Here is a 23,285-nt window from a genome sequence, read left to right as displayed (position 1 = left end):
AGGAGGTTCCCCATGGCCGGACGTGACAAGGGCATCATCGACCCGCCCATCGACGCTCTCCTCGACAAGGTCGACTCGAAGTACCAGCTCGTCATCTACGCGTCCAAGCGCGCACGTCAGATCAACGACTACTACTCCGACCTGCACGAGGGAAACCTCTTCGACAACGTCGGCCCGCTCGTCGACTCCACGGTCGAGGACAAGCCGCTGACGATCGCTCTTCACGAGATCCACGAGGACAAGCTGCGCCTTCGCGCCGCCGAGTGATCCGTCCACAGAAGTGACAATGCCCCGGGCGGCTGTCCGCCGTCCGGGGCATACTTGTGCCCGTCCCCAGCCCGAAACCGACCGGGAGTCGTCTTGACCGACCTGCGCCTGTTCACGTCCGAGTCCGTCACCGAAGGACACCCCGACAAGATCTGCGACCAGATCTCCGACAGCATCCTCGACGCGATCCTCGCCGACGACCCCACCGGACGCGTCGCCGTCGAAACGCTCGTGACGACCGGCCTCGTCCACGTCGCCGGCGAGGTGTCCACGAGCGCCTACGTCGAGATCCCCGCCATCGTCCGCGAGGTGGTCAACCGCATCGGCTACACCTCGAGCGAAAAGGGCTTCGATGGCGACTCGTGCGGTGTGAGCGTGTCGATCGGCGCGCAGTCCTCCGACATCGCCGCGGGCGTCAACAAGGCGTTCGAGCAGCGCGAGCGCGGTTCGGTCGACCCTCGCGACCTGCAGGGTGCGGGCGACCAGGGCATCATGTTCGGCTTCGCCACCAACGAGACCCCGCAGCTCATGCCGATGGCGGCGTGGACCGCGCACCGCATCGCCGAGCGCCTCTCGGCCGTGCGCCGTGACGGCACGCTTCCGTTCCTGCGGCCGGACGGCAAGACGCAGGTCACCCTCGGCTACGACGGTCACACGCCCCGCACCGTGGATTCGGTCGTGCTGTCCACGCAGCACCACCCCGACATCTCGCAAGGCGAGCTGCGTGCGCTGGTGCAGGCGGAGGTCATCGACCCGGTCCTGCGCGACACGGGGCTCGCCCTCCCCGACGTGCAGTACTACATCAACCCCGCCGGCCCCTTCGTCATCGGCGGACCGAAGGGCGACGCGGGCCTGACCGGTCGCAAGATCATCATCGACACCTACGGCGGGGCCTCGCGGCACGGCGGCGGCGCCTTCAGCGGCAAAGACCCGTCGAAGGTCGACCGTTCGGCGGCCTACGCCATGCGCTGGGTCGCCAAGAACGCGGTCGCGGCCGGGCTCGCCGACCGCCTCGAGGTGCAGGTGGCCTACGCCATCGGCAAGGCGAACCCCGTCGGTCTCTACGTCGAATCGTTCGGCACCGCCCACGTGCCCGACGACACCATCGTCCGCGCCATTCGCGACGTGTTCGACCTGCGCCCCAAGGCGATCATCGATCAGCTCGACCTGCTTCGCCCGATCTACGCCCAGACCGCGGCGTACGGTCACTTCGGCCGCGAACTGCCCGACTTCACCTGGGAACGCACCGACCGCGTCGACGACCTGCGCGCGGCCGCCGGACTCTGACGTGCGGACGCCCACGCCGGGCGTGCACCGCGTCGCCGCGCTCCCGGCATCCGCTGCGCTGCCGGTGCGGTGGAGCCCGGATGCCGCGCGCCCGACCGCCGCACCCGCGGGGGCGGACGCGCCTCGGCGCAGGAGCGGAGACGGCGCATGAGCGCCCGGCGCGTGGCGCGCGTGCAGCTGGACTCCCCGGTGCCGCAGCTCGACCGGCTGTTCGACTACGCCATCCCGCATCCCCTCGTGTCCGAGGTCGTGCCCGGAGTGCGCGTCAAGGTGCCGCTGCGTTCCGCGGGCCGCATGATGGAGGCCTACGTCATCGAGGTCGTGGCCGACGACGGCACCGAGCGACCGCTGTCGTCCATCGAGGCGGTCGTCTCGTCGATGCCGGTGCTGCCCGAACGGCTGTTCACGCTCGCCCGGCGCGTCGCCGACCGTGCCGCCGGCTCGGTGAGCGACGTGCTGCGGCTCGCGGTGCCCAAGCGCATGGTGCGTGCCGAGAAGGCTTGGCTGGCCGCCCCACCACCCGAGGCTCCGGTCGTCGTCGAGGCCGCGCGCGTCCGGGCCGACGCCGTGCTCGCTCCCTATGCGGGACTCGTCGACACGCTCGATGACGGCGGACGTGTCGCGGTGGACGCCCCACCGCATCCCTCGGGCGATCAGCCCCGCGGAGCATGGGCGGATCTTCTCGCCGCCGCCGCCGTGCACACGCTCGCACGGGGCAGGAGCGCAGTGCTCGTGGTGCCGGATTACCGCGATCAAGCGCAACTGATGGCGGCGCTGTCCGAGCTGGGCCCCGACGAAGCGGTCGTGCGCGATGACGCCGACCAGTCGGGTCCCGCGCGTTACGCACAGTACCTGCGCACCCTCGCGCCGGTGCCGGTGATCGTCGTGGGCCGGCGCTCCGCCGTGTACGCACCGGCGCACGACACGGGCCTCGTCGCCATCTGGGACGACGGGGACTCGCTGCTGGCCGAACCGCTGGCCCCCGGCGTCCACGCGCGCGACGCGGCGCTGGTACGGCAAGAGCTCGAGGGATCGGCGCTGGTGTTCGCCGGGCACACCCGCACCACCGACGTGCAACGCCTGGTCGAGGTGGGTTACGTGCGCGAGTCCGCGACGAAGCGACGCACGAGCCCCAGGGTGGTGCTCAGCGCGACGAGGGAGGGCGAATCACGCACCGCGCGCGTGCCTTCGTCGGCGTTCGCCGCGGCGCGCGAGGCACTGGCCCACGGTCCTGTCCTCGTGCAGGTCGCCCGGCCCGGGTATGCGCCGTCTCTGGTGTGCGCGGACTGCCGTCGGCCGGCCCGCTGCGCGCACTGCGCCGGCCCGTTGCGCGCCGCCCGCCCCGGAGCGACGCCGGTGTGCGCTTGGTGCGGACGCAGCGCTCACGCGTGGACCTGCGGACACTGCGGGTCGGTCAAGCTGCGCATGGCCTCATCCGGCAGCGAACGCACCGCCGACGAACTGGGTCGTGCCTTCCCGAACACGCGCGTGATCGTCGCCGACGGCACGCATCCGGTGGCCGAAGTGGATGCCGATCCTGCCCTGGTGATCGCCACGCGCGGCGCCGAGCCCCTCGCGCGCGGCGGGTACCGCGCGGTGATCCTGCTCGATGGCGATCGCATGCTGCAGAACGAGGCCCTTCGCATCGGCGAGAGCTGCCTGCGCTGGTGGTCGAACGCGGCCGCCCTGGCCGCGCCCGGGGCGCCGGTCCATCTCGTCGGTGTCGCGGGTCCCGTCGCGCGCGCGCTCGCGACGTGGACGCAGCCCGCCTACGCCCGCGCCGAGCTCGTCGACCGGGCACCGCTGCGAATGCCGCCGGCCGTCCGGGTCGCGAGCGTCGAGGGACACGCCCGAAGCGTGGACGCACTGCTCACCGAACTGCGCGAGGCCGTACCGGATCTCGATGCACTCGCCGTTCTCGGTCCCGTCGACACCTCCGCACCCCCCGACACCCCGACGTCGCGCGCCCTGGTGCGATTCGACTACGCGCACGGACGCGCCGTAGCCGAGGCCCTGCGCGCGGGTGTGATCGCCGACGCCCTCCGCGCGCGGAAGTCGACGAAAGACAAGGGTCCGAGGCCTCGCAATACACTCAGAGTGCGGCTCGATCTCCCCGAGCCCGACCTCTGAGCGCCGCCTTCCGGTCCCACCCACCCGCATCCGAAGCGTGAGGAGAACCATGCGCCTCGTCTTCGCCGGCACCCCCGCCGTCGCCGTCCCCTCCCTGCGCGCCCTGGCGAGCGGTCCGCACGAGATCGCCGCCGTCGTCACACGGTCCGACGCACCGCTCGGCCGCAAGCGGGTGCTGACGCCGTCGCCGACCGCGCAGGCCGCCGAGGAGCTCGGCATCCCGATCATCAAGGCCGACCGTCTGGATGCCGACGCCACCGCCCGCATCACCGCGCTCGAGCCCGAACTGGGCGTCATCGTGGCGTACGGGGGGCTCGTGCGCGAGCCGCTGCTGTCGGCGCCCGCGCACGGCTGGATCAACCTGCACTTCTCGCTCCTTCCGCGATGGCGAGGTGCGGCACCGGTGCAGCGCGCGCTGATCGCCGGCGACCGCGAGACCGGAGCGAGCGTGTTCCAGCTCGTCGCTGAACTGGATGCCGGCGACGTCTACGCCGAGGAGCACTTCACGCTTCCCGAGAACGCCACCGCGGGGGAGGTCCTCGACGCCCTCGCCGATCTCGGCGCACCGCTGCTCGCCCACGTCGTGGACACGATCGCCGACGGCTCGGCGGTCGCGACGCCGCAGGGCGGCGACGCCACCCTCGCCCCGAAGCTGACCTTGGCAGACGGTGCACTCGACTTCACTCAGGATGCCGCGACCCTGCGGGCGCGCATCGCCGGGGTCACGCCCGAACCCGGTGCGCACACCACTCTCGACGGCACACGCCTGAAGGTGCTGCGCGCCTCGACGAGCGCGGCGGATCCGATCCCGCCGGGCCGGGTCGTGGCATCCGGCCGAGAGATCCTGGTCGGTACCGCCACCGCGCCGCTGCGCCTGGAGACCGTGCAGCCCGCCGGCAAGGGCGCCATGGCCGCGGGCGACTGGTTCCGTGGCCTGCGCGCGAGCGAACCGGTGCTGGGATCGTGAGCGTGCAAGGGGCGCGCGCGGTCGCCTACGACGTCCTGCGCGCGGTCACGACAGATGAGGCGTACGCCAATCTTCTGCTGCCGCACGCGATCGACCGGGCGAAGCTGGATGCCAAGGACGCCGGTCTCGCCACCGAACTGACGTACGGAACCCTGCGGCGCCGTGGCACCTACGACGCGATCATCACGGCGGCGGCCGATCGCACCGTCGACCGCATCGATCCGCCGGTGCTCGACGCGCTGCGGCTCGGGGTGCATCAGCTGCTGTCGACGCGGGTGGCCTCGCACGCCGCCGTCAACGAGTCGGTCGAGCTCGCCCGCCGCCACGGTGGCGGGCGCGGAGCCGCGGGGTTCACCAACGCCGTTCTGCGCCGCGTGTCCCGTGAGACCCCCGGGCATTGGATGGAGCGGATCACCGACGCGGCGCGCAGCGACGACGAGCGACTGGGTCTGCGCAGCGCGCACCCCGTCTGGATCGTGCGGGCACTTCGCCGCGCGCTGGCCGCCGAAGGACGCGCCGACGAGCTCGACACGCTCCTCGCGGCCGACAACGACGCACCCCGCGTGGCGATGGTCGCTCTTCCCGGACTCGCCGACATCCCCGACGACGCGAAGCACGCGCGCTACGCCCCGACGGCGTTCTTCACGCGCGGCGGCGACCCCGACGCCCTCATCCGCAGCATCGAGGGACGCATCCGTGTCCAGGACGAAGGGTCGCAGCTCGCTGCTCTGGCGCTCAGCCGCGTGCGTCCCGTCGTCGCGGGGGAGAGGTGGCTCGATCTGTGCGCCGGCCCCGGCGGCAAGACGGCGCTCCTGGCGGCCGAGGCCCTCGCCGCGGGCGCCCACCTCGACGCCAACGAGATCGCGCCCGCTCGTGCGGGGCTGGTGCGTCGGGCTGTGGCATCCGTTCCGCTCGAGGTCGAGGTCACGGAGGAGGACGGACGCGACCGCGCTGCCCGCGCGCCGGGGACGTACGACCGCATCCTGGTCGACGCGCCCTGCACGGGGATCGGGGCCCTGCGCCGTCGACCCGAGGCGCGGTGGCGCAAGACCCCGGCCGATGTTCCCGACCTCACCGCGCTGCAGCTCGAACTCGTGCGGGCGGGGCTCGGCGCGCTCGCGCCCGGCGGCGTGCTGGCGTACGTGACGTGCTCCCCGCACCTCGCGGAGACGGCGGGCGTCCTCGCCGAGGTGCGCCGCGAATTCGGCAGCACCATCGAGGAGCTCGACGCGCGCGCCGTCGTGCGCGACATCGCCGGAGCCGACATCGACCTCCCGCCGCAGTCCGACGGCTCCTTGCGCGCCCAGTTGTGGCCCCACCGCCACGGGACGGACGCCATGTCGATCGCCCTCCTGCGTCGCCTCCCCTGAAGCGCGAGTCGCCACGATTTGTCGCCGCCGAGCCCGGCGAGGCGACAAATCGTGGCGACTCGCGCAGGGCGGTTCGGACCCGACGCGGATAATGGAGCCGTGCCCCGCATCAATCCGAGCATCCTCGCCGCCGACTTCGTGAACATGCAGACGGAGCTCGCCCGCATCGCCGGCGCGGACTTCGTGCACGTCGATGTCATGGACAACCATTTCGTGCCGAATCTGACGTTCGGTCCGCAAATGGTGGGCCGCATTCAGGAGACGAGCCCCGTACCGCTGGACGTCCACCTCATGATCGACGACCCCGATCGGTGGGCCCCCGAGTACGCCGAGCTGGGTGCGGCGTCCGTCACCTTCCACCTCGAAGCCGCGGCATCCCCCGTGTCGTTGGCCCGCACACTCCGGTCGATCGGCGCGCGCGCCGGTGTCGCCGTCAAGCCCGCCACCCCCGTGGAGAACCTGTTCGAGGTGCTGAACGAGTTCGACCAGATCCTCGTCATGACGGTCGAGCCGGGGTTCGGGGGCCAGTCCTTCATGCCCGAGACGATGCCCAAGCTCCGCGCGCTCGCCGACGAGGCCCGGCGCCGGGGCTCCAGCGTGTGGCTGCAGGTCGACGGCGGGATCGGCGAATCGACCATCGCTCAGGCCGCCGAGGCGGGAGCCGACACGTTCGTCGCGGGGTCGGCGGTGTTCGGCGCCGATGATCCCGACCGCGCGATCCAGTCGCTCCGCTCCCTCGCCGCCCGGCACGCGCACTGACCCGGTCCCACGCCGCCCCGTCGCACGCATAAACGCGATCCACGCGTAGAAACACGCTGCCCTCGCGTTTATGCGCGCCGATCGCGTTTATGCGTCGCCGTGCACCGCGCAGCGTTCACGCACCGCCGCGCCCCGCGCAGCGCCCCGGCATCTCGACCGCCGCCCAGCCGATACCCTAGAAGCGTGAAGACCTTCGACGACCTGTTCGCCGAGCTGAGCGCCAAGGCCGTCGAACGCCCCGCCGGCTCCGGCACCGTCGCCCAGCTCGATGCGGGCGTGCACGCCATCGGCAAGAAGATCGTCGAGGAAGCCGCCGAGGTGTGGATGGCTGCCGAGTACGAGTCCGACGAGGCCGCCGCCGAAGAGATCTCGCAGCTGCTCTACCACCTGCAGACGCTCATGCTCGCGAAGGGCCTGACGCTCGAGGACGTCTACCGACATCTCTGAGCCGCTGTCTCCCATCCGACGCTCACGAACCACGAAAGCCCCCGTCATGTTGCGAATCGCCGTGCCGAACAAGGGGTCGCTCGCCGAAACCGCCGCCGAGATGCTCTCGGAGGCCGGATACACCGGACGACGCGACTCGAAAGACCTGTACACCGTCGACCCCGTCAACGAGGTCGAGTTCTTCTATCTCCGTCCTCGTGACATCGCGACCTACGTCGGCTCGGGCGCCCTCGATGTCGGCATCACGGGCCGCGACCTGCTCCTCGACGCCCGCATGCCGGGTGCCCGTGAGATCGAGTCGCTCGGCTTCGCCGGGTCGACCTTCCGCTTCGCCGGACGCCCCGGCCGTTTCACCGACGTCGAAGACCTCGAGGGTCTGCGCGTGGCGACGGCCTATCCGGGGCTGGTCGACGCGTTCCTCGACGAGCGCGGGATCGCCGTCGACATCGTGCCGCTGGACGGCGCCGTCGAGTCCGCGGTCCAGCTGGGCGTCGCGGATGCCGTCGCCGATGTCGTCTCGACCGGTACCACGCTGCGTCAGGCGGGCCTGGAGATCTTCGGGCCCGTGCTGCTCGAATCCGACGCGGTGCTCATCGCCGGACCGCAGGAGGTCGAGGGAACCGAGACACTCCTGCGGCGTCTGCGCGGCGTGCTCGCCGCACGCAAGTACGTGCTCATCGACTACGACCTGCCCACGGCGCTCATCGATCAGGCGATCGCCGTTGCTCCGGGCCTGGAGTCTCCGACGATCTCGCCCCTGCGCGATCCCGAGTGGGTGGCGGTACGCGTCATGAGTCCTCGCCGCGACGTGAACCGCGTCATGGATGAGCTCTACGCGATCGGCGCCCGGGCGATCCTCGTGACCGAGATCCTCGCCGCGAGGCTCTGATGACACTCGCGCGTCGCATCATCCCGTGCCTCGACGTCGCCGCCGGCCGCGTCGTGAAGGGCGTCAACTTCCTCGACCTGCGTGACATGGGCGACCCCGTGGAGCTGGCGAAGCTCTACTTCGAGCAGGGCGCCGACGAGATCACGTTCCTGGATGTGACGGCGACCGTCGACGAGCGCGCCACGACCTACGATGTCGTCCGGCGCACCGCCGAACAGGTGTTCATCCCGCTCACCGTCGGCGGCGGAGTGCGCTCGACCGACGACGTCGCGCGCCTGCTGTCGGTGGGTGCCGACAAGATCGGCGTGAACTCCGCCGCGATCGCACGGCCGGCACTCATCGACGAGATCGCGGACCGTTTCGGCGCGCAGGTCATCGTGCTGTCCCTGGATGTCAAGCGCGCGGCATCCACCCCCTCCGGCTTCGTCGTCACCACGCACGGCGGGCGCACCGAGACGACCCTCGACGCCCTCGAGTGGGCGCGCGAGGCCGTCGAGCGCGGCGCAGGGGAGCTGCTGGTGAACTCCATCGACGCCGACGGCACGAAACAGGGCTTCGATCTCGAGCTCGTGCGGCTCATGCGCCAGGTCGCGGCGGTGCCGGTCATCGCCTCGGGCGGCGCGGGAGCGCTGGAGCACTTCGCCCCGGCCGTCGCCGCCGGGGCCGACGCCGTGCTCGCGGCATCCGTGTTCCACTCCGGTCAGCTCACGGTCGGCCAGGTCAAGGACGCGATGGCCGCCGAGGGCATCGAGGTGCGCCGATGAACGTCGAGGCCGTCGAGCGAGTCACGTACGACGCCCAAGGACTCGTGACGGCGGTCGTCCAGCAGTTCGACTCGCGCGAGGTGCTCATGGTGGGGTGGATGGATGCCGAGGCCCTGCGCCGCACGCTGACCACCGGCCGGGTGACGTTCTGGTCGCGCTCGCGTCAGGAGTATTGGCGCAAGGGCGACACCTCGGGTCACATCCAGATCGTGAAGGGCGCACGCCTGGATTGCGACGGCGACACCCTGCTCATCGAGGTGGACCAGGTGGGCGCCGCGTGCCACACGGGCGACCACACGTGCTTCGACGCCACCGATCTCGAGCCCGTGGTGGGGCAGAGCTGATGCGTCGGGCGCGCTCGCTCGCCGTCGTCGGCATGCTGGGAGTCGGCGCCGTGAGCGTGATCTCCTCCACCCAGACGTGGATCGACGTCACCCTGTCCGACGGCGCGCAGCAGCCCCTCGCGGTGGCCGGGTCCGACGCCATCCCGGTGCTCACCCCATTGAGCCTGGCCGTGCTCGCGCTCGCGGCCGCCCTCTCGATCGTCGGTCCCGTCATGCGCTACATCCTCGCCGCCCTCGCCCTGGCGATCGCCGGCATCGTCGGCGTCGCGACCGCGCAGCTGCTGCTCACGATGCCGGTGTCCGCGACTGCCGCGACCGTCGCCGAGGCCACCGGCATCTCCGGCGGGGATGCCGCCGCCGATCTCGTCGCGTCGATGGTGCTGACCCCGTGGCCGGCCGTGACGCTTCTCGCGCAGATCCTCCTCGCGGCGGCTGCGGCCTTCACGCTGGTCACCGCCCGCCGGTGGCAGGGGAGCGCGGGGCGCAAGTACCGCACCGCTGCGGAGGCCCCCGCCGATGGATCGCGGCCGCACGACGCGATCGACTCGTGGGACGACCTGTCGCGCGGCGACGACCCCACCGCCTGATCGACGCTTCCGTCGACGTCGAAGCGTCGGCGCGGGTCGCGCCCGGTCGGTTCGATAGACTGGATCGACGCTGTTCCCCGCGCCCGCGCGCGACTCGAAGGAGATCCATGAGCAACCCCATCGGCGATCCCGGCCACGGACACTCGCCCGCTGCCTGGACGGCCGTGATCATCATGCTCCTCGCCGTCGCCATCGGCACGGTGTTCTTCTACCTCGAGATGCCGGTGCTGGTCTGGGCCTCGGTCGGCCTCCTCGTGGTGGGCGCGATCGTGGGCTGGATCATGACCAAGGCCGGCTACGGCGCGAACGGCGCGAAGTCCAACCCGAAGGCGCACTGACCGTGCTGGCCGACCTCACGGCCGGAGCGGTAGAAGACGCCGAGCAGCGCGCCGCGTCGCGTCCGCTCTCCGCGGTGGAGCGGGATGCCGTCGCTCAGGCCCCCGCGCGTGACGCCGTGGCGATGCTCGCCCCCGCCGACCGGGTGAAGATCATCGCCGAGGTCAAGCGTGCGAGTCCCTCGCGCGGCGATCTGGCGAGCATCCCCGATCCGGCCCGGCAGGCGCGCCTCTACGAGGAGGGCGGGGCGTCCGCGATCTCGGTGCTCACCGAGGGTCGGAAGTTCAAGGGCAGCCTGGCCGATCTCGAGGCCGTGCGCGCCGCCGTGTCGGTGCCGGTTCTCCGCAAGGACTTCATCGCGACGCCGTATCAGGTGCTCGAGGCCCGCGCGTCCGGGGCCGACCTGGTGCTTCTCATCGTCGCGGCCCTCGACCAGAAGACGCTGCGCGAGCTGTACCAGCTGACGACGGAGCTCGGCATGGCCGCTCTCGTCGAAACCCATTCCGCCGACGAGCTCGAGCGAGCCGCCGACCTCGGCGCGAAGCTCATCGGCGTCAACGCGCGCGACCTCTCCACGTTCGAACTCGATCGCGACCTCTTCGGCCGCCTCGTCGACCGGTTCCCCGCGGATGCCGTCAAGATCGCCGAGTCGGCCGTCCTCGCCCCCGCCGATGTCGCGCACTATCGCGGCGCCGGAGCCGATGTCGTTCTCGTCGGCGAAGCGCTCGTGACCGGCGACCCCGTCGCGACCCTGCGCGCCTTCCTCCAGGAGACTGCATGACCACCGCGAGCCTGCGCGACCAGAAGGGGCCGTTCTTCGGCGACTTCGGCGGCCGCTACATGCCCGAATCGCTGATCGCCGCGATCGACGAGCTCACCGAGGTGTGGGAGTCGGCCATGGCCGACCCGGCGTTCCTCGACGAGCTGAAGACGCTCCTGCACGACTACGCCGGCCGGCCCTCCGTCCTCACCGAGGTGCCGCGCTTCGCCGAGCACGCGGGCGGCGCCCGTGTCTTCCTCAAGCGGGAAGACCTCAACCACACCGGCTCGCACAAGATCAACAACGTCCTCGGACAGGCTCTGCTCACCAAACGCCTCGGCAAGACCCGCGTCATCGCCGAGACGGGTGCCGGGCAGCACGGTGTCGCCACCGCGACGGCGGCCGCTCTGTTCGGTCTCGACTGCGTGATCTACATGGGCGAGGTCGACACCGAGCGTCAGGCCCTGAACGTGGCACGCATGCGCCTGCTCGGTGCCGAGGTCGTCCCGGTGACCACGGGCTCGCGGACGCTCAAGGACGCCATCAACGAGGCGTACCGAGACTGGGTGTCGACGGTCGAGACGACGAACTACATCTTCGGCACCGCCGCGGGACCGCACCCGTTCCCCGCCATGGTCAGGGACTTCCAGAAGGTCATCGGCGAAGAGACCCGCGCGCAGTTCCTCGAGCGTCTCGGTCGCCTGCCCGACGCGGTCTTCGCGTGCGTGGGCGGCGGATCGAACGCGATCGGCATGTTCGACGCCTTCCTCGACGACGAGGGCGTCGCGCTCTACGGCGTCGAGGCCGCCGGTGACGGCGTCGACACCCCGAAGCACGCCGCCTCGATCGAGCGCGGGCGTCCCGGGGTCCTCCACGGCGCGCGCACGTACGTGCTGCAGGACGAGGACGGCCAGACGACCGAGTCGCATTCGATCTCGGCGGGTCTCGATTACCCCGGCGTCGGTCCGGAGCACGCGTGGCTGGCGGACATCGGGCGCGCCCAGTACATCCCCGCGACCGACGATGAGGCGATGCAGGCCCTGCGCCTGCTGTCGCGCACCGAGGGCATCATCCCCGCGATCGAGTCCGCTCACGCGCTGGCCGGCGCCCTGCGCATCGGCCGAGAGCTCGGCCCGGATGCCATCATCGCGGTGAACCTCTCCGGTCGCGGCGACAAGGACATGGACACCGCGGCCCGCTACTTCTCCCTCTACGACGCGGAGCACGCACCGGCGCCCGAGGGACGACCGGCCCAGACCGCGGGCGCCGAGGCCGTGGCATCCGCTCCCGGCTCGCCCGTCGAGGTCACGCCCGCCCCGGACGCCGCGAGCGGTGCGGGGGTCGAACTGTGACCTCGCGCGTCTCCGCGGCGATCGACGCGGCGCACGCCGCAGGACGCGGCGCCCTCGTCGGCTATCTGCCGGCCGGTTTCCCCGACGTGTCCACGAGCATCGAGGCGGCGGTGGCACTGGCCGAGTCCGGCGCCGACGTCATCGAACTGGGACCGCCGTACAGCGATCCCGTGATGGACGGTCTGGTCATCCAGGAGGCGACCCAGACGGCGCTGGCCAACGGTTTCCGCATGCGCGATCTCTTCACGATCATCCGCGAGGTGACCGCGCGCACCGACGTGCCGGTGCTCGTGATGACGTACTGGAACCTCGTCGAGCAGTGCGGCGTCGACCGGTACGCCGACGACCTCGCGGCGGCCGGTGGTGCGGGGCTCATCACGCCCGACATCACCCCCGACGCCGCGTCGGCGTGGATCGCCGTGAGCGAGCGCACGGGCCTCGACCGCGTGTTCCTCGCCGCCCCCACGTCCACCGACGAGCGTCTCGACATGATTGTCCGCGCGTCGACCGGGTTCGTCTACACCGTCTCGACGATGGGCATCACGGGGGAGCGGACACAGCTGGATGCCGCTGCCCGCGGCCTCGTCGCACGTTTGCGCGAGCACGGGGCCGCTCACTCGTGCGTCGGTATCGGCATCTCCAACGCGGAGCAGGTCGCCGGCGTCATCGAGTACGCCGACGGCGCGATCGTGGGAACGGCGCTGGTGAAGGCACTGCGCGACGGTGGTGTGCCGGCGCTGCGCGAGCTCGCCTCCGAACTGTCGGCGGGCACGACACGGCGCGCCTAGACTCGACTGCATGACGTTCGCCCTCTCGAGCGCTGCCGCCGGCGCGCTCGCCAGCATCCCGAGCCCTTCGATCTCGTACATCGACCTCGGACCCCTGCGCATCCACTTCTATGCCCTCTGCATCATCGCGGGCATCATCGTGGCCGTGTTCTTGACGAACGCGCGTCTGACGCGACGTGGGGCCGAGAAGTGGGTCGTCATCGACATCTGCTTGCTGGCGGTGCCGCTCGCGATCGTGTTCGCGCGGATCTACCACGTGGTCACCCACCTCGGGTTCTACTTCGGGCCCGGATCGAATCCGTGGAACCCCCTGCAGCCCGGGTCCGTCTGGGCGATCTGGGAGGGCGGCATCGCCATCTACGGCGCGCTCATCGGCGGTGCGATCGGTGCGTACCTCGGCTGCCGCTGGACCGGCATCCGCTTCTGGACCTTCGCGGACGCGCTGGCCCCGGGCCTCATCATCGCCCAGGCGATGGGACGCTTCGGCAACTGGTTCAACCAGGAGCTCTTCGGCCAGCCGACCGACCTCCCGTGGGGCCTCGAGATCGACCGGCCGAACCCGGCCATCCCCGTCGGGCTGCCATCCGACACGCTTTTCCAGCCGACTTTCCTCTACGAAGTGATCTGGAACCTCCTCGGCGCCGCGGTCATCCTGTGGGCCGGCAAGCGCTTCACGCTGCAGTGGGGGAAGCAGTTCGCGCTCTACCTCGTCTGGTACAGCGCGGGCCGGATCGTCTGGGAATCCATCCGTATCGACCCGAGCGACATCATCCTCGGGCTTCGCACGAACGTGTGGGCGGCGATCTTCGGAGTCGTGCTCGGACTCGTCATCTTCGTCGTGCAGTCTCGTCGCCACCTGGGGCTCGAGCCGTCGCCGTACATGCCCGGGCGCGAGTCGAAGGCTCCGGGGGCTGTAGAATCGACCGACCCCACTGACTTCGTCGACGTGAGCGAGCCGCCCGCGACGAACGACACCGTCGGCACCAGCGCCACAAGCAGCCTCGCCACGAAGTAACTCCCTGGGCCGACGTCGTCCCATTCGCAGCATCAACGTGAGGACGGTTGGTATGGCTTCGAGCTCCCGTTCCGGCGCCGTCGGCGGCGCCTTCCCCGCCCGGCAGGGCATGTACGACCCGGCGTTCGAGAAGGACGCGTGCGGTCTCGCCATGGTGGCCACGCTCCGCGGCGAGCCCGGGCACGACATCATCGACCTGGCGCTGACGGCGCTCCGCAACCTCGAGCACCGCGGTGCGATCGGTTCGGATGCCGGCACCGGCGACGGTGCGGGCATCCTCACGCAGATGCCCGACGCGTTCCTGCGCGAGGTCGTCGGCTTCGAGCTGCCGCCGATGGGCGAGTACGCCGCGGGCATGGTCTTCCTGCCGCTCGGGCACGAGGAGCGCGCCGCGCAGAAGGCCGGCATCGAGGAGATCGCCCGCGCCGAGAACCTCCACGTGCTGGGGTGGCGCGAGGTGCCGACCGAGCCCGAGAACCTCGGCAAGCTCGCCTTCGACGCCCGGCCCGCCTTCGAGCAGCTGTTCGTGTCGCACCCCGCTGTCGGCGACCAGCCCGCGCTGTCGGGCATCGCGCTGGACCGGCGGGTCTACCGGCTGCGCAAGCGTGCCCGTCACGAGCTCGACGCGTACTTCGTGTCGCTGTCGAGCCGCACCCTCGGCTACAAGGGCATGGTCACGACCCTCCAGCTCGAGCCGTTCTACCCCGACCTGCAGGACGAGCGTTTCGCCTCGGAGCTCGCGGTCGTGCACTCGCGGTACTCCACGAACACGTTCCCGTCGTGGCCCCTCGCCCAGCCGCTGCGCATGCTCGCGCACAACGGCGAGATCAACACCGTCAAGGGCAACCGCAACTGGATGCGTGCGCGCCAGTCGCAGCTGGAGTCCGAGCTGATCGGCGACGTGCGCCCGCTGCTGCCCATCTGCACCGAGGGCGCCAGCGACTCGGCATCCTTCGACGAGGTGCTGGAACTGCTGACCCTCACCGGTCGCAGCCTGCCGCACGCCATCATGATGATGGTCCCCGAGGCCTACGAGAAGCAGGCCGCCATCGACCCCGACCTGCGCGCATTCTACGACTACCACTCCATGCAGATGGAGCCGTGGGACGGCCCGGCGGCCCTGATCTTCACCGACGGCACGCTCGTGGGCGCCACCCTCGACCGCAACGGTCTGCGTCCCGGCCGCTGGACCGAGACCACCGACGGCCTTGTCGTCATCGGGTCCGAGACCGGCGTGCTGGACTTCGCGCCCGAGCGCATCAAGCGCCGTGGGCGTCTGCAGCCCGGCCGGATGTTCCTGGTCGACACGGCGCAGGGTCGCATCGTCGAGGACGAAGAGATCAAGAAGCAGCTCGCGACTCTCGAGCCCTGGCAGGAGTGGCTCGATGCGGGCCGCGTGCGTCTGTCGGAGCTCCCCGAGCGCGAGCACATCGTGCACCCGATCGCCTCGATCACGCGCCGTCAGCGCACTTTCGGTTACACCGAAGAAGAGGTGCGACTGCTCCTGACCCCCATGGGGCAGAACGGTGCCGAGCCGCTCGGCGCGATGGGCAGCGACGCGCCCGTGGCCGTGCTGAGCGACCGTCCGCGGCTGCTGTTCGACTACTTCACGCAGCAGTTCGCCCAGGTCACGAACCCGCCGCTGGACTCGATCCGCGAAGAGGTCGTCACGTCGCTGTCGCTGGGGCTCGGGCCCGAACGGAACCTGCTCGACTGGGGCCCGGAGCACACGCGCACCGTGACGCTCGACTTCCCCGTGATCGACAACGACGAGCTCGCGAAGATCCAGCACATCGACACCGCTCTGCCGGGGCGCTCGTCGGTGACGATCCGCGGCCTGTACCGCGTCGAGGCGGGGCACAAGGGGCTGCAGAAGCGCCTCACGCAGATGTGCACCGAGGTCGACCAGGCGATCGAGGACGGCGCGGAGTTCATCGTGCTCAGTGACCGCGACTCCAACAAGGACCTCGCACCCATCCCGTCGCTGCTCATGCTCGCCGCGGTGCACCACCACCTCATCCGCAAGGAGACCCGCATGAAGGTGGGTCTCGTGGTCGAGGCGGGCGACGTGCGCGAGGTGCACCACGTCGCGACCCTCATCGGCTACGGCGCATCGGCGGTCAACCCGTACCTGGCGATGGAGACGGTCGAGTACCTCGTCCGCGCGGGCTTCATCACGGGCGTCACCCCGCAGAAGGCCGTGAAGAACCTCATCTACGGGCTCGGCAAGGGCGTGCTGAAGATCATGTCCAAGATGGGCATCTCGACGGTCTCCTCCTACGCCGGTGCGCAGGTGTTCGAGGCGGTCGGGCTCTCGCGCGAGTTCGTGGATGCCTACTTCACCGGCACCGAGACCAAGCTCGGCGGCGTGGGTCTGGACGTCATCGCGGCCGAGAACGCCGCGCGCCACGAGTACGCCTACCCCGAGGATGCCGCCGCCCGCGCGCACGAGCGGCTGTGGACCGGCGGCGAGTATCAGTGGCGCCGCGACGGAGCACCCCACCTGTTCAACCCGGACACGGTGTTCCGCCTGCAGCATGCCACCCGCGAGCGTCGCTACGACATCTTCCGCGAGTACACCAAGCTCATCGACGACCAGGCGCACGAGCTCAAGACCCTGCGCGGCCTGTTCTCGCTGCGCACCGGCCAGCGGCCTCCCGTGCCCATCGACGAGGTCGAGCCGGTCTCGGCGATCGTCAAGCGCTTCCAGACGGGAGCGATGAGCTACGGCTCGATCTCCCAGGAGGCGCACGAGGTCCTGGCGATCGCGATGAACCGCATCGGCGGCAAGTCGAACACCGGTGAAGGTGGAGAGGACGTCGAGCGACTGCTCGACCCCGAGCGCCGGAGCGCCATCAAGCAGGTGGCATCCGGTCGGTTCGGTGTGACGAGCCTCTACCTCACCGAGGCGGACGACATCCAGATCAAGCTCGCTCAGGGCGCCAAGCCCGGCGAGGGCGGTCAGCTGCCGCCGGCGAAGGTGTACCCGTGGGTGGCGCGCACGCGCCACGCGACCGCCGGCGTCGGGCTCATCTCGCCCCCGCCGCACCACGACATCTACTCGATCGAAGACCTCAAGCAGCTCATCTTCGACCTCAAGCGCGCGAACCCGTCGGCCCGCATCCACACCAAGCTCGTGAGCCAGTCGGGCATCGGTGCGGTCGCGGCCGGCGTCGCGAAGGCCCTGAGCGACGTCATCCTCGTCTCCGGGCAGGACGGCGGAACGGGCGCCAGCCCGATGAACTCGCTCAAGCACGCGGGCACGCCGTGGGAGCTCGGGCTCGCCGAGACCCAGCAGACCCTCATGCTGAACGGCATGCGGGACCGCGTCGTGGTGCAGGTGGACGGCCAGATGAAGACCGGTCGCGACGTGATCATCGGCGCGCTCCTGGGCGCCGAGGAGTTCGGTTTCGCCACCGCGCCGCTCGTCGTCTCGGGCTGCATCATGATGCGCGTCTGCCACCTCGACACGTGCCCCGTGGGAGTCGCGACCCAGAACCCGGTGCTGCGTCAGCGGTTCACGGGCAAGGCCGAGTACGTCGTGAACTTCATGGAGTTCATCGCGCAGGAGGTCCGGGAGTACCTGGCCGCCCTCGGATACCGTTCCATCGACGAGATCGTCGGGCGCTCCGAGCTGCTCGACGTCAACGGCGCGGTGGAGCACTGGAAGGCCCGGGGCCTCAACCTCGCCCCGATCCTCGAGGGGCCGCGTTTCGCCGACGACGAGCCGCGCCGCCACGGGCGCAACCAGGACCACGAACTCGACGACCACTTCGACGTGCAGCTCATCGAACGGGCGCAGGACGTCATCGCCCACGGCGGGACCGTCGCCATCGATCTGCCCGTGCGCAACACCGCCCGTGCGGTCGGGACCATGCTCGGTCACCACGTCACGAAGGCGCACGGCGAGCACGGGCTCCCGGACGGGGCGATCGATGTGCGCCTCACGGGTTCGGCCGGACAGTCGTTGGGTGCGTTCATGCCCGCGGGCATCACGCTGCGCCTCGAAGGCGACTCGAACGACTACGTCGGCAAGGGCCTGTCGGGCGGCAAGATCGTCGTGCGCCCTCCGCGCGGATCGACCTTCGAGGCGTCCGAGAACGTGATCGCCGGAAACGTCATCGGCTACGGCGCCACCCAGGGACAGATGTTCCTGAACGGCGTCGTGGGGGAGCGGTTCCTCGTCCGCAACTCGGGCGCCACCGCGGTCGTCGAGGGCGTGGGCGACCACGCGCTGGAGTACATGACCGGTGGCCTCGCCGTCATCCTCGGGGCGACGGGCCGCAACCTCGGCGCCGGTATGTCCGGCGGACAGGCGTACGTCTACAAGCTCGACACCGACCTGGTGAACCGGGAAGCCCTGGCATCCGGCGAACTCGAACTCGGTCCCCTCGGATCGGGGGATGCCGAGATGCTGCGCGACCTGCTCGAGAAGCACGTCGCCGAGACCGACTCCACGCTGGCCCGTCGTCTGCTCGCAGACTTCGAGGTCGAGGTGGAGAACTTCGTCCGGGTACTGCCGCGCGATTACGCCGCGGTTCTGCAGACCCGCCAGGAGGCGGTCGCCGAGGGGCTCGACCCCGACGGCGACGTCGTCTGGACACGCATTCTGGAGGTGACGGGTGGCTGACCCGAAAGGCTTTCTCAAGGTCACGGAGCGTGAGCTCCCCAAGCGGCGCCCCGTGCCCGTTCGCATCATGGACTGGAAAGAGGTGTACGAGCCGGGCGACTCGGCCGTCATCCGCCGCCAGGCCGGACGCTGCATGGACTGCGGCATCCCGTTCTGTCACAAGGGCTGTCCGCTGGGCAACCTCATTCCCGAGTGGAACGACCTCACGTGGCGCGGGGAGGGTCGCGCGGCGATCGAGCGGCTGCACGCCACGAACAACTTCCCCGAGTTCACGGGTCGTCTGTGCCCCGCGCCCTGCGAGAGCTCGTGCGTGCTGGGCATCAACCAGCCCGCGGTGACGATCAAGCAGGTCGAGGTCTCGATCATCGACGAGGCGTTCTCGAACGGGTGGGTCGAGCCCGAGCCGCCCGAGCGTCTCACCGGCAAGACCGTGGCCGTCGTCGGCTCGGGACCCGCGGGCCTGGCCGCGGCGCAGCAGCTCACGCGCGCCGGCCACACCGTCGCGGTGTACGAGCGCGACGACCGGATCGGCGGACTGCTGCGCTACGGCATCCCGGACTTCAAGATGGAGAAGCGCCACCTCGAACTGCGGCTTCGGCAGATGCAGGCCGAGGGCACGCGCTTCCGCGCGGGCGTCGAGATCGGCACCGACATCTCGTGGAGCGACCTGCGCGCCCGCTACGACGCCGTCGTGGTGGCCACGGGTTCGACCGTGCCGCGTGACCTCGCGATCCCGGGCCGCGACCTCGACGGTGTCCACTTCGCCATGGAGTACCTCGTCGAGGGCAACAAGGCCGTCGCGGGCGACCAGATCCCGCAGCAGATCACCGCCGAAGGCAAGCACGTCGTCGTCATCGGTGGTGGCGACACCGGCGCGGACTGCATCGGCACCGCGCACCGTCAGGGTGCGCTGAGCGTGACGAACCTCGCGATCGGCAAGCAGCCCCCGTCGGAGCGACCGATGGACCAGCCGTGGCCGATGATGCCGAACCTGTTCGAGGTCGCGTCCGCGCACGAGGAGGGGGGCGAACGCACCTACCTCGCGTCCACCGTCGAGTTCCTCGGCAACGAGGCGGGGGAGGTGCGCGCGCTTCGCGTGGCCGAGACCGAGTACATCGACGGTCGCCGCGTACCCAGGAGCGGCACCGAGCGCGAGATTCCCGCCGACCTGGTTCTGATCGCCATGGGCTTCACCGGCCCCGAGCGGGAGAACCTGGAGCAGCAGCTGGGCGCGCAGTTCACCAACCGCGGCAACGTCGAACGCGACGCTACCTACGCCACGACCGCCCCGGGCGTGTTCGTGGCCGGTGACGCCGGGCGCGGCCAGTCGCTCATCGTGTGGGCCATCGCCGAGGGTCGCGCCGCGGCCGCCGAGGTCGACACGTTCCTCATGGGCGAAACGGTGCTGCCTGCACCGGTGCGCCCCACCGATGTCGCCATCGGGCTTCTGCCCGCCTGACGCCTGTCACGAACCTCTGGTGTCGATGCGCCGGGAGATACCGCGACGGTAGGGGCAAAGGGGGCGGTGGCGTCGTGGTTCATGGGCCGCACGCCACCGCTCACCGATCTCTGCATCTGTACGTATCTCGCTGACGTCAGCTCAACCAGATGATCCCGTCTGCGTCGGGAAGGCCGTCGAAGCTCTGGGCGGTTGTGTCGTAGACCTCGACGAGCTCCAAAATGATGGCGAGCGACGCCCACTCCTCGGGGTCGTCGTGTGTGACCGGGAATTCATTCCACCGAGGATCGCCCACGCGCTCTGGTGTCACGATTCGCACTCCGAAGCGCCCGGGCCGGATCTGAGGAACACCGTCGAACACCACGCGGAGGGTCGTCCCCTCTTGAGAAACGCTGACGACCTTCATCCCGAGGAGCCCGCCGGCGGGAAACCGATCTCGCACGAACGGTGAGAAATCCAGGGACGATGGTTCTTGGCCGTCCGGGGTAACGTCATCCTGCGACATCGCGAACCCATTGCGGGCAAACTGTTGGGCCGACACAGTACGCCGTGATGACACCCTTCGCGAAGTTGTCAGACTGGCGCGCGAGATCGTAGACGACCCGCACGTCCATTTGCCGGTCGATCGAGCAAGAAGCCATCCAGCATATGTATTTGATCGCGGGGGTTTGGTAATAGATGTTGGATCCGCTGACGGTGCGAGAGCGCGGGAACATGGTGGTCTTCTTGATCATGGACTGGGTCACACCATGTTTATCCCTGCTGTGGACCCATCCCCAGGTCGACGTGCCGTACCGAAGAACATTCTGAACGTACTTGTTGTCATTCCAGACGAGAAGGCGAGTGTACGCGCTCGTCGATGCGGGCGAGATCACGACTGATGCGGTCTCCACGGAGGCAGCCGTCTGCACGACGAAGTCTCTTGTTGAGGCATCCCCCGGGCGATCCCAGTTCAAAGAATGCTCTTCCCTCCCGGTCAGGCCCGCCTCCTCGAACGCCGGAACGATGTTCTGTCCGAGAGACTCAGCCTCCTCGATGAGTTCGTCGATCGGAACATCCTCGCCGAGCCGTTCCAACGAGCCACCCATCACAGCCACTTCTACCGGTTCAGGCAGGTAAATCTCTGAACCGTCTTCGGGAACGTAAGCCGTAAGTGGTTCACCCACGTTCGCGGGAAGAACCGACTCTTTCCCCATAGGAACGTTCTCTTCAAGGGTGACGACAGTCGTCAAGTCAGAGGGCGAATTGGATGCGCCGGCACAACCCGCCAGCAACGCACTGGCCGTGATCAGTGCGCAGAACACAAAAGTAGAACGCGAGAAAGCGTCGGGATGAAGCAAGTTATCTCCTATCATCCGGGGGCAAGACGCGGGCGTATGAGGCGCCTACCGCCTTCGGACGTTAGAGCCCGTTCAGTCGCTCCGAGGCACCACATCGCCGCAATGAGCGACGCAGACTGCTCCAGGATCGTCCGTAAGTTCACCCACCGGCGGAACTGGTAGGGCGGACACCCGGCCAGCAGGTCAAGGTCCACCCCAAGACGCAATGCACCGACCGCGGCAGGTGGCTGAGTCACCAACTCACGCGGTTCTTCGACAGGCCCTAAGCTGGTGAGGGCCGTTCGGCCACTTCCCGAATATCCTGACGGAGCTTGTAAACGGATGAGACGCGCCAAGATCGTCGCAACCCTCGGCCCCGCCACGTCGTCGTATGAGATGGTTCGCGCCATCATCGACGCCGGGGTGGACGTCGCCCGACTGAACCTGAGCCACGGAGACTACTCCGTGCACGATGCCAACTTCGCCAACGTGCGCAAGGCGGCGGAGGACGCCGGCCGCCCGGTCGCCGCGCTCGTCGACCTGCAGGGTCCGAAGATCCGCCTCGGAAAGTTCGAGAACGGACCCCACGACCTCGCCGCCGGCGACATCTTCAAGATCACCATCGAAGAGATCCTCGGAACGAAGGAGATCGTCGGCACGACGTTCAAGGGTCTCCCGCAGGATGTGAAGCCCGGCGACTTCCTCCTCATCGACGATGGGAAGGTGCGCGTCGAGGTCGTCGAGACCGATGGCACGGTCGTCACCACCCGCGTCGTCGTCGGCGGTCCCGTGTCCAACAACAAGGGCATCAACCTTCCCGGCGTGGCCGTGAACGTCCCCGCGCTCAGCGAGAAGGACGAGGCCGACCTGCGCTGGGGCCTGCGCGCCGGCGCCGACCTCATCGCCCTGTCGTTCGTGCGTGACGCGAAGGACATCGAGCGCGTCCACGAGATCATGGGCGAAGAGGGCCGGTATATCCCGGTCATCGCCAAGATCGAGAAGCCGCAGGCGGTCGACAACCTCGAAGAGATCATCGACGCGTTCGACGGCATCATGGTCGCCCGCGGCGACCTCGGCGTCGAGCTCCCGCTCGAGGCCGTGCCCATCGTGCAGAAGCGTGCGGTGGAGCTCTGCCGCCGCATGGCAAAGCCCGTGATCGTCGCGACGCAGATGCTCGAGTCGATGATCGAGAACCCGGTTCCGACCCGCGCCGAGACCAGCGACGTCGCCAACGCCGTCCTCGACGGCGCCGATGCGGTCATGCTGTCCGGAGAGACGAGCGTCGGGGCGTACCCGGTCGTGGTCGTGGAGACCATGGCGCGCATCGTTCAGTCGACCGAGGAGCACGGTCTCGAGCGCATCGCCCCCCTGACGAACAAGCCGCGCACGCAGGGCGGCGCGATCACCCTCGCCGCCGTCGAGGTGGCCGACTTCGTGGATGCCAAGTACCTCTGCGTCTTCACCGAGTCGGGCGACTCGGCGCGCCGCATGTCGCGCCTTCGCTCCACGATTCCGATGATCGCGTTCACGCCCGAGCCCGGCATCCGCCGGCGCCTCGCGCTGACGTGGGGCGTGCGCTCGACGCTCGTCGAGCACGTGTCGCACACCGACAAGATGTTCCTCCAGGTGGACGACTACCTGCTGGCCAACGACCTCGCCAAGATCGGTGACAAGGTCGTCGTCATCTCCGGTTCCCCTCCGGGAATCGCCGGATCCACCAACGACCTGCGCGTGCACCGCGTGGGCGATGCCGTGCACGGCGCGGCTCCCGGATATCAGGACAACTGACTCCGACGCGCTGATCGGCCCTGTGCG

21 protein-coding genes are annotated in these 23,285 nt (G+C 69.7%); 19 read left to right on the top strand and 2 right to left on the bottom strand.

The features are described from left to right. Positions 1-12 precede the first annotated feature (12 nt). The 18 genes from rpoZ (at position 13) to P5G46_RS00605 (ending at position 20,151) form a co-directional block, all read left to right on the top strand. Positions 13-267, top strand: coding sequence for a DNA-directed RNA polymerase subunit omega (gene rpoZ / locus P5G46_RS00690; protein WP_055837405.1), 255 nt, complete (start codon positions 13-15; stop codon positions 265-267). 93 nt (positions 268-360) lie between these two features. Further along, a complete protein-coding gene (metK, locus tag P5G46_RS00685; protein ID WP_408904731.1) occupies positions 361-1,554 on the top strand; it encodes a methionine adenosyltransferase in 1,194 nt (397 codons plus the stop codon). Positions 1,555-1,701: 147 nt separating this feature from the next. Further along, positions 1,702-3,684, top strand: coding sequence for a primosomal protein N' family DNA-binding protein (locus tag P5G46_RS00680; protein WP_408904730.1), 1,983 nt, complete (start codon positions 1,702-1,704; stop codon positions 3,682-3,684). A 49-nt stretch (positions 3,685-3,733) separates the two neighbouring features. After that, positions 3,734-4,651 (top strand): methionyl-tRNA formyltransferase, encoded by a 918-nt coding sequence (gene fmt / locus P5G46_RS00675; RefSeq protein ID WP_408904729.1) that lies wholly within the window; start codon positions 3,734-3,736, stop codon positions 4,649-4,651. Between the two features lie 2 nt (positions 4,652-4,653). Then, on the top strand, positions 4,654-6,021 hold the full coding sequence (locus P5G46_RS00670) for an RsmB/NOP family class I SAM-dependent RNA methyltransferase (protein ID WP_408904728.1): 1,368 nt from the start codon (positions 4,654-4,656) through the stop codon (positions 6,019-6,021). A 99-nt stretch (positions 6,022-6,120) separates the two neighbouring features. Beyond that, positions 6,121-6,780 carry a ribulose-phosphate 3-epimerase gene (rpe, locus tag P5G46_RS00665; RefSeq protein WP_308192650.1) on the top strand — a complete coding sequence of 220 codons (660 nt, stop codon included), beginning with the start codon at positions 6,121-6,123 and terminating at the stop codon, positions 6,778-6,780. A gap of 183 nt (positions 6,781-6,963) precedes the next feature. Next, positions 6,964-7,227, top strand: coding sequence for a phosphoribosyl-ATP diphosphatase (locus P5G46_RS00660; protein WP_239276116.1), 264 nt, complete (start codon positions 6,964-6,966; stop codon positions 7,225-7,227). A gap of 46 nt (positions 7,228-7,273) precedes the next feature. Beyond that, complete coding sequence (hisG, locus tag P5G46_RS00655) at positions 7,274-8,116, top strand: ATP phosphoribosyltransferase (RefSeq protein WP_408904727.1); 843 nt, start codon at positions 7,274-7,276, stop codon at positions 8,114-8,116. Beyond that, positions 8,116-8,880, top strand: coding sequence for an imidazole glycerol phosphate synthase subunit HisF (gene hisF, locus P5G46_RS00650; RefSeq protein WP_408904726.1), 765 nt, complete (start codon positions 8,116-8,118; stop codon positions 8,878-8,880). The genes hisG and hisF overlap by 1 nt, the downstream gene beginning before the upstream one ends. Beyond that, entirely contained in the window at positions 8,877-9,224 is a 348-nt protein-coding gene (gene hisI, locus P5G46_RS00645; RefSeq protein ID WP_239276119.1) for a phosphoribosyl-AMP cyclohydrolase, read from the top strand. Before hisF ends, hisI begins: the two co-directional genes overlap by 4 nt. Continuing rightward, the gene (locus P5G46_RS00640) at positions 9,224-9,811 is read left to right on the top strand and encodes a Trp biosynthesis-associated membrane protein (RefSeq protein WP_408904725.1); all 588 of its coding nucleotides are present in this window, start codon (positions 9,224-9,226) and stop codon (positions 9,809-9,811) included. The genes hisI and P5G46_RS00640 overlap by 1 nt, the downstream gene beginning before the upstream one ends. Before the next feature lie 107 nt (positions 9,812-9,918). Further along, the gene (locus P5G46_RS00635) at positions 9,919-10,149 is read left to right on the top strand and encodes a DUF6704 family protein (protein WP_239276121.1); all 231 of its coding nucleotides are present in this window, start codon (positions 9,919-9,921) and stop codon (positions 10,147-10,149) included. Between the two features lie 2 nt (positions 10,150-10,151). Then, positions 10,152-10,928: an indole-3-glycerol phosphate synthase TrpC gene (trpC, locus tag P5G46_RS00630; protein ID WP_408904724.1), complete on the top strand. Its 777-nt coding sequence runs from the start codon at positions 10,152-10,154 to the stop codon at positions 10,926-10,928. Further along, complete coding sequence (gene trpB / locus P5G46_RS00625) at positions 10,925-12,259, top strand: tryptophan synthase subunit beta (RefSeq protein ID WP_408904723.1); 1,335 nt, start codon at positions 10,925-10,927, stop codon at positions 12,257-12,259. The genes trpC and trpB overlap by 4 nt, the downstream gene beginning before the upstream one ends. Next, on the top strand, positions 12,256-13,047 hold the full coding sequence (gene trpA, locus P5G46_RS00620; RefSeq protein ID WP_408904722.1) for a tryptophan synthase subunit alpha: 792 nt from the start codon (positions 12,256-12,258) through the stop codon (positions 13,045-13,047). The genes trpB and trpA overlap by 4 nt, the downstream gene beginning before the upstream one ends. 10 nt (positions 13,048-13,057) lie before the next feature. Beyond that, positions 13,058-14,062, top strand: a complete 1,005-nt coding sequence (gene lgt / locus P5G46_RS00615; RefSeq protein WP_408904721.1) for a prolipoprotein diacylglyceryl transferase — start codon at positions 13,058-13,060, stop codon at positions 14,060-14,062. 52 nt (positions 14,063-14,114) lie between these two features. Then, the gene (gene gltB / locus P5G46_RS00610; protein WP_408904720.1) at positions 14,115-18,692 is read left to right on the top strand and encodes a glutamate synthase large subunit; all 4,578 of its coding nucleotides are present in this window, start codon (positions 14,115-14,117) and stop codon (positions 18,690-18,692) included. After that, positions 18,685-20,151, top strand: a complete 1,467-nt coding sequence (locus P5G46_RS00605) for a glutamate synthase subunit beta (RefSeq protein WP_408904719.1) — start codon at positions 18,685-18,687, stop codon at positions 20,149-20,151. The genes gltB and P5G46_RS00605 overlap by 8 nt, the downstream gene beginning before the upstream one ends. A gap of 136 nt (positions 20,152-20,287) precedes the next feature. Here the strand turns inward: P5G46_RS00605 and P5G46_RS00600 are convergent, their stop codons facing one another. Next, positions 20,288-20,557, bottom strand: a complete 270-nt coding sequence (locus tag P5G46_RS00600; protein WP_239276127.1) for a hypothetical protein — start codon at positions 20,555-20,557, stop codon at positions 20,288-20,290. 85 nt (positions 20,558-20,642) lie between these two features. Beyond that, positions 20,643-21,491 (bottom strand): hypothetical protein, encoded by an 849-nt coding sequence (locus P5G46_RS00595; protein ID WP_239276128.1) that lies wholly within the window; start codon positions 21,489-21,491, stop codon positions 20,643-20,645. Between the two features lie 321 nt (positions 21,492-21,812). Between P5G46_RS00595 and pyk the strand changes: the two genes are divergently transcribed. Beyond that, positions 21,813-23,258, top strand: coding sequence for a pyruvate kinase (gene pyk, locus P5G46_RS00590; protein ID WP_408904718.1), 1,446 nt, complete (start codon positions 21,813-21,815; stop codon positions 23,256-23,258). The last annotated feature ends 27 nt before the right edge of the window (positions 23,259-23,285 follow it).

The sequence above is a fragment of the Microbacterium mcarthurae genome (assembly GCF_046064585.1).
GTDB lineage: Bacteria > Actinomycetota > Actinomycetes > Actinomycetales > Microbacteriaceae > Microbacterium > Microbacterium mcarthurae.
Note: the sequence above shows the minus strand (reverse complement) of the source record. Positions and strands in the feature narration are given on the sequence as shown.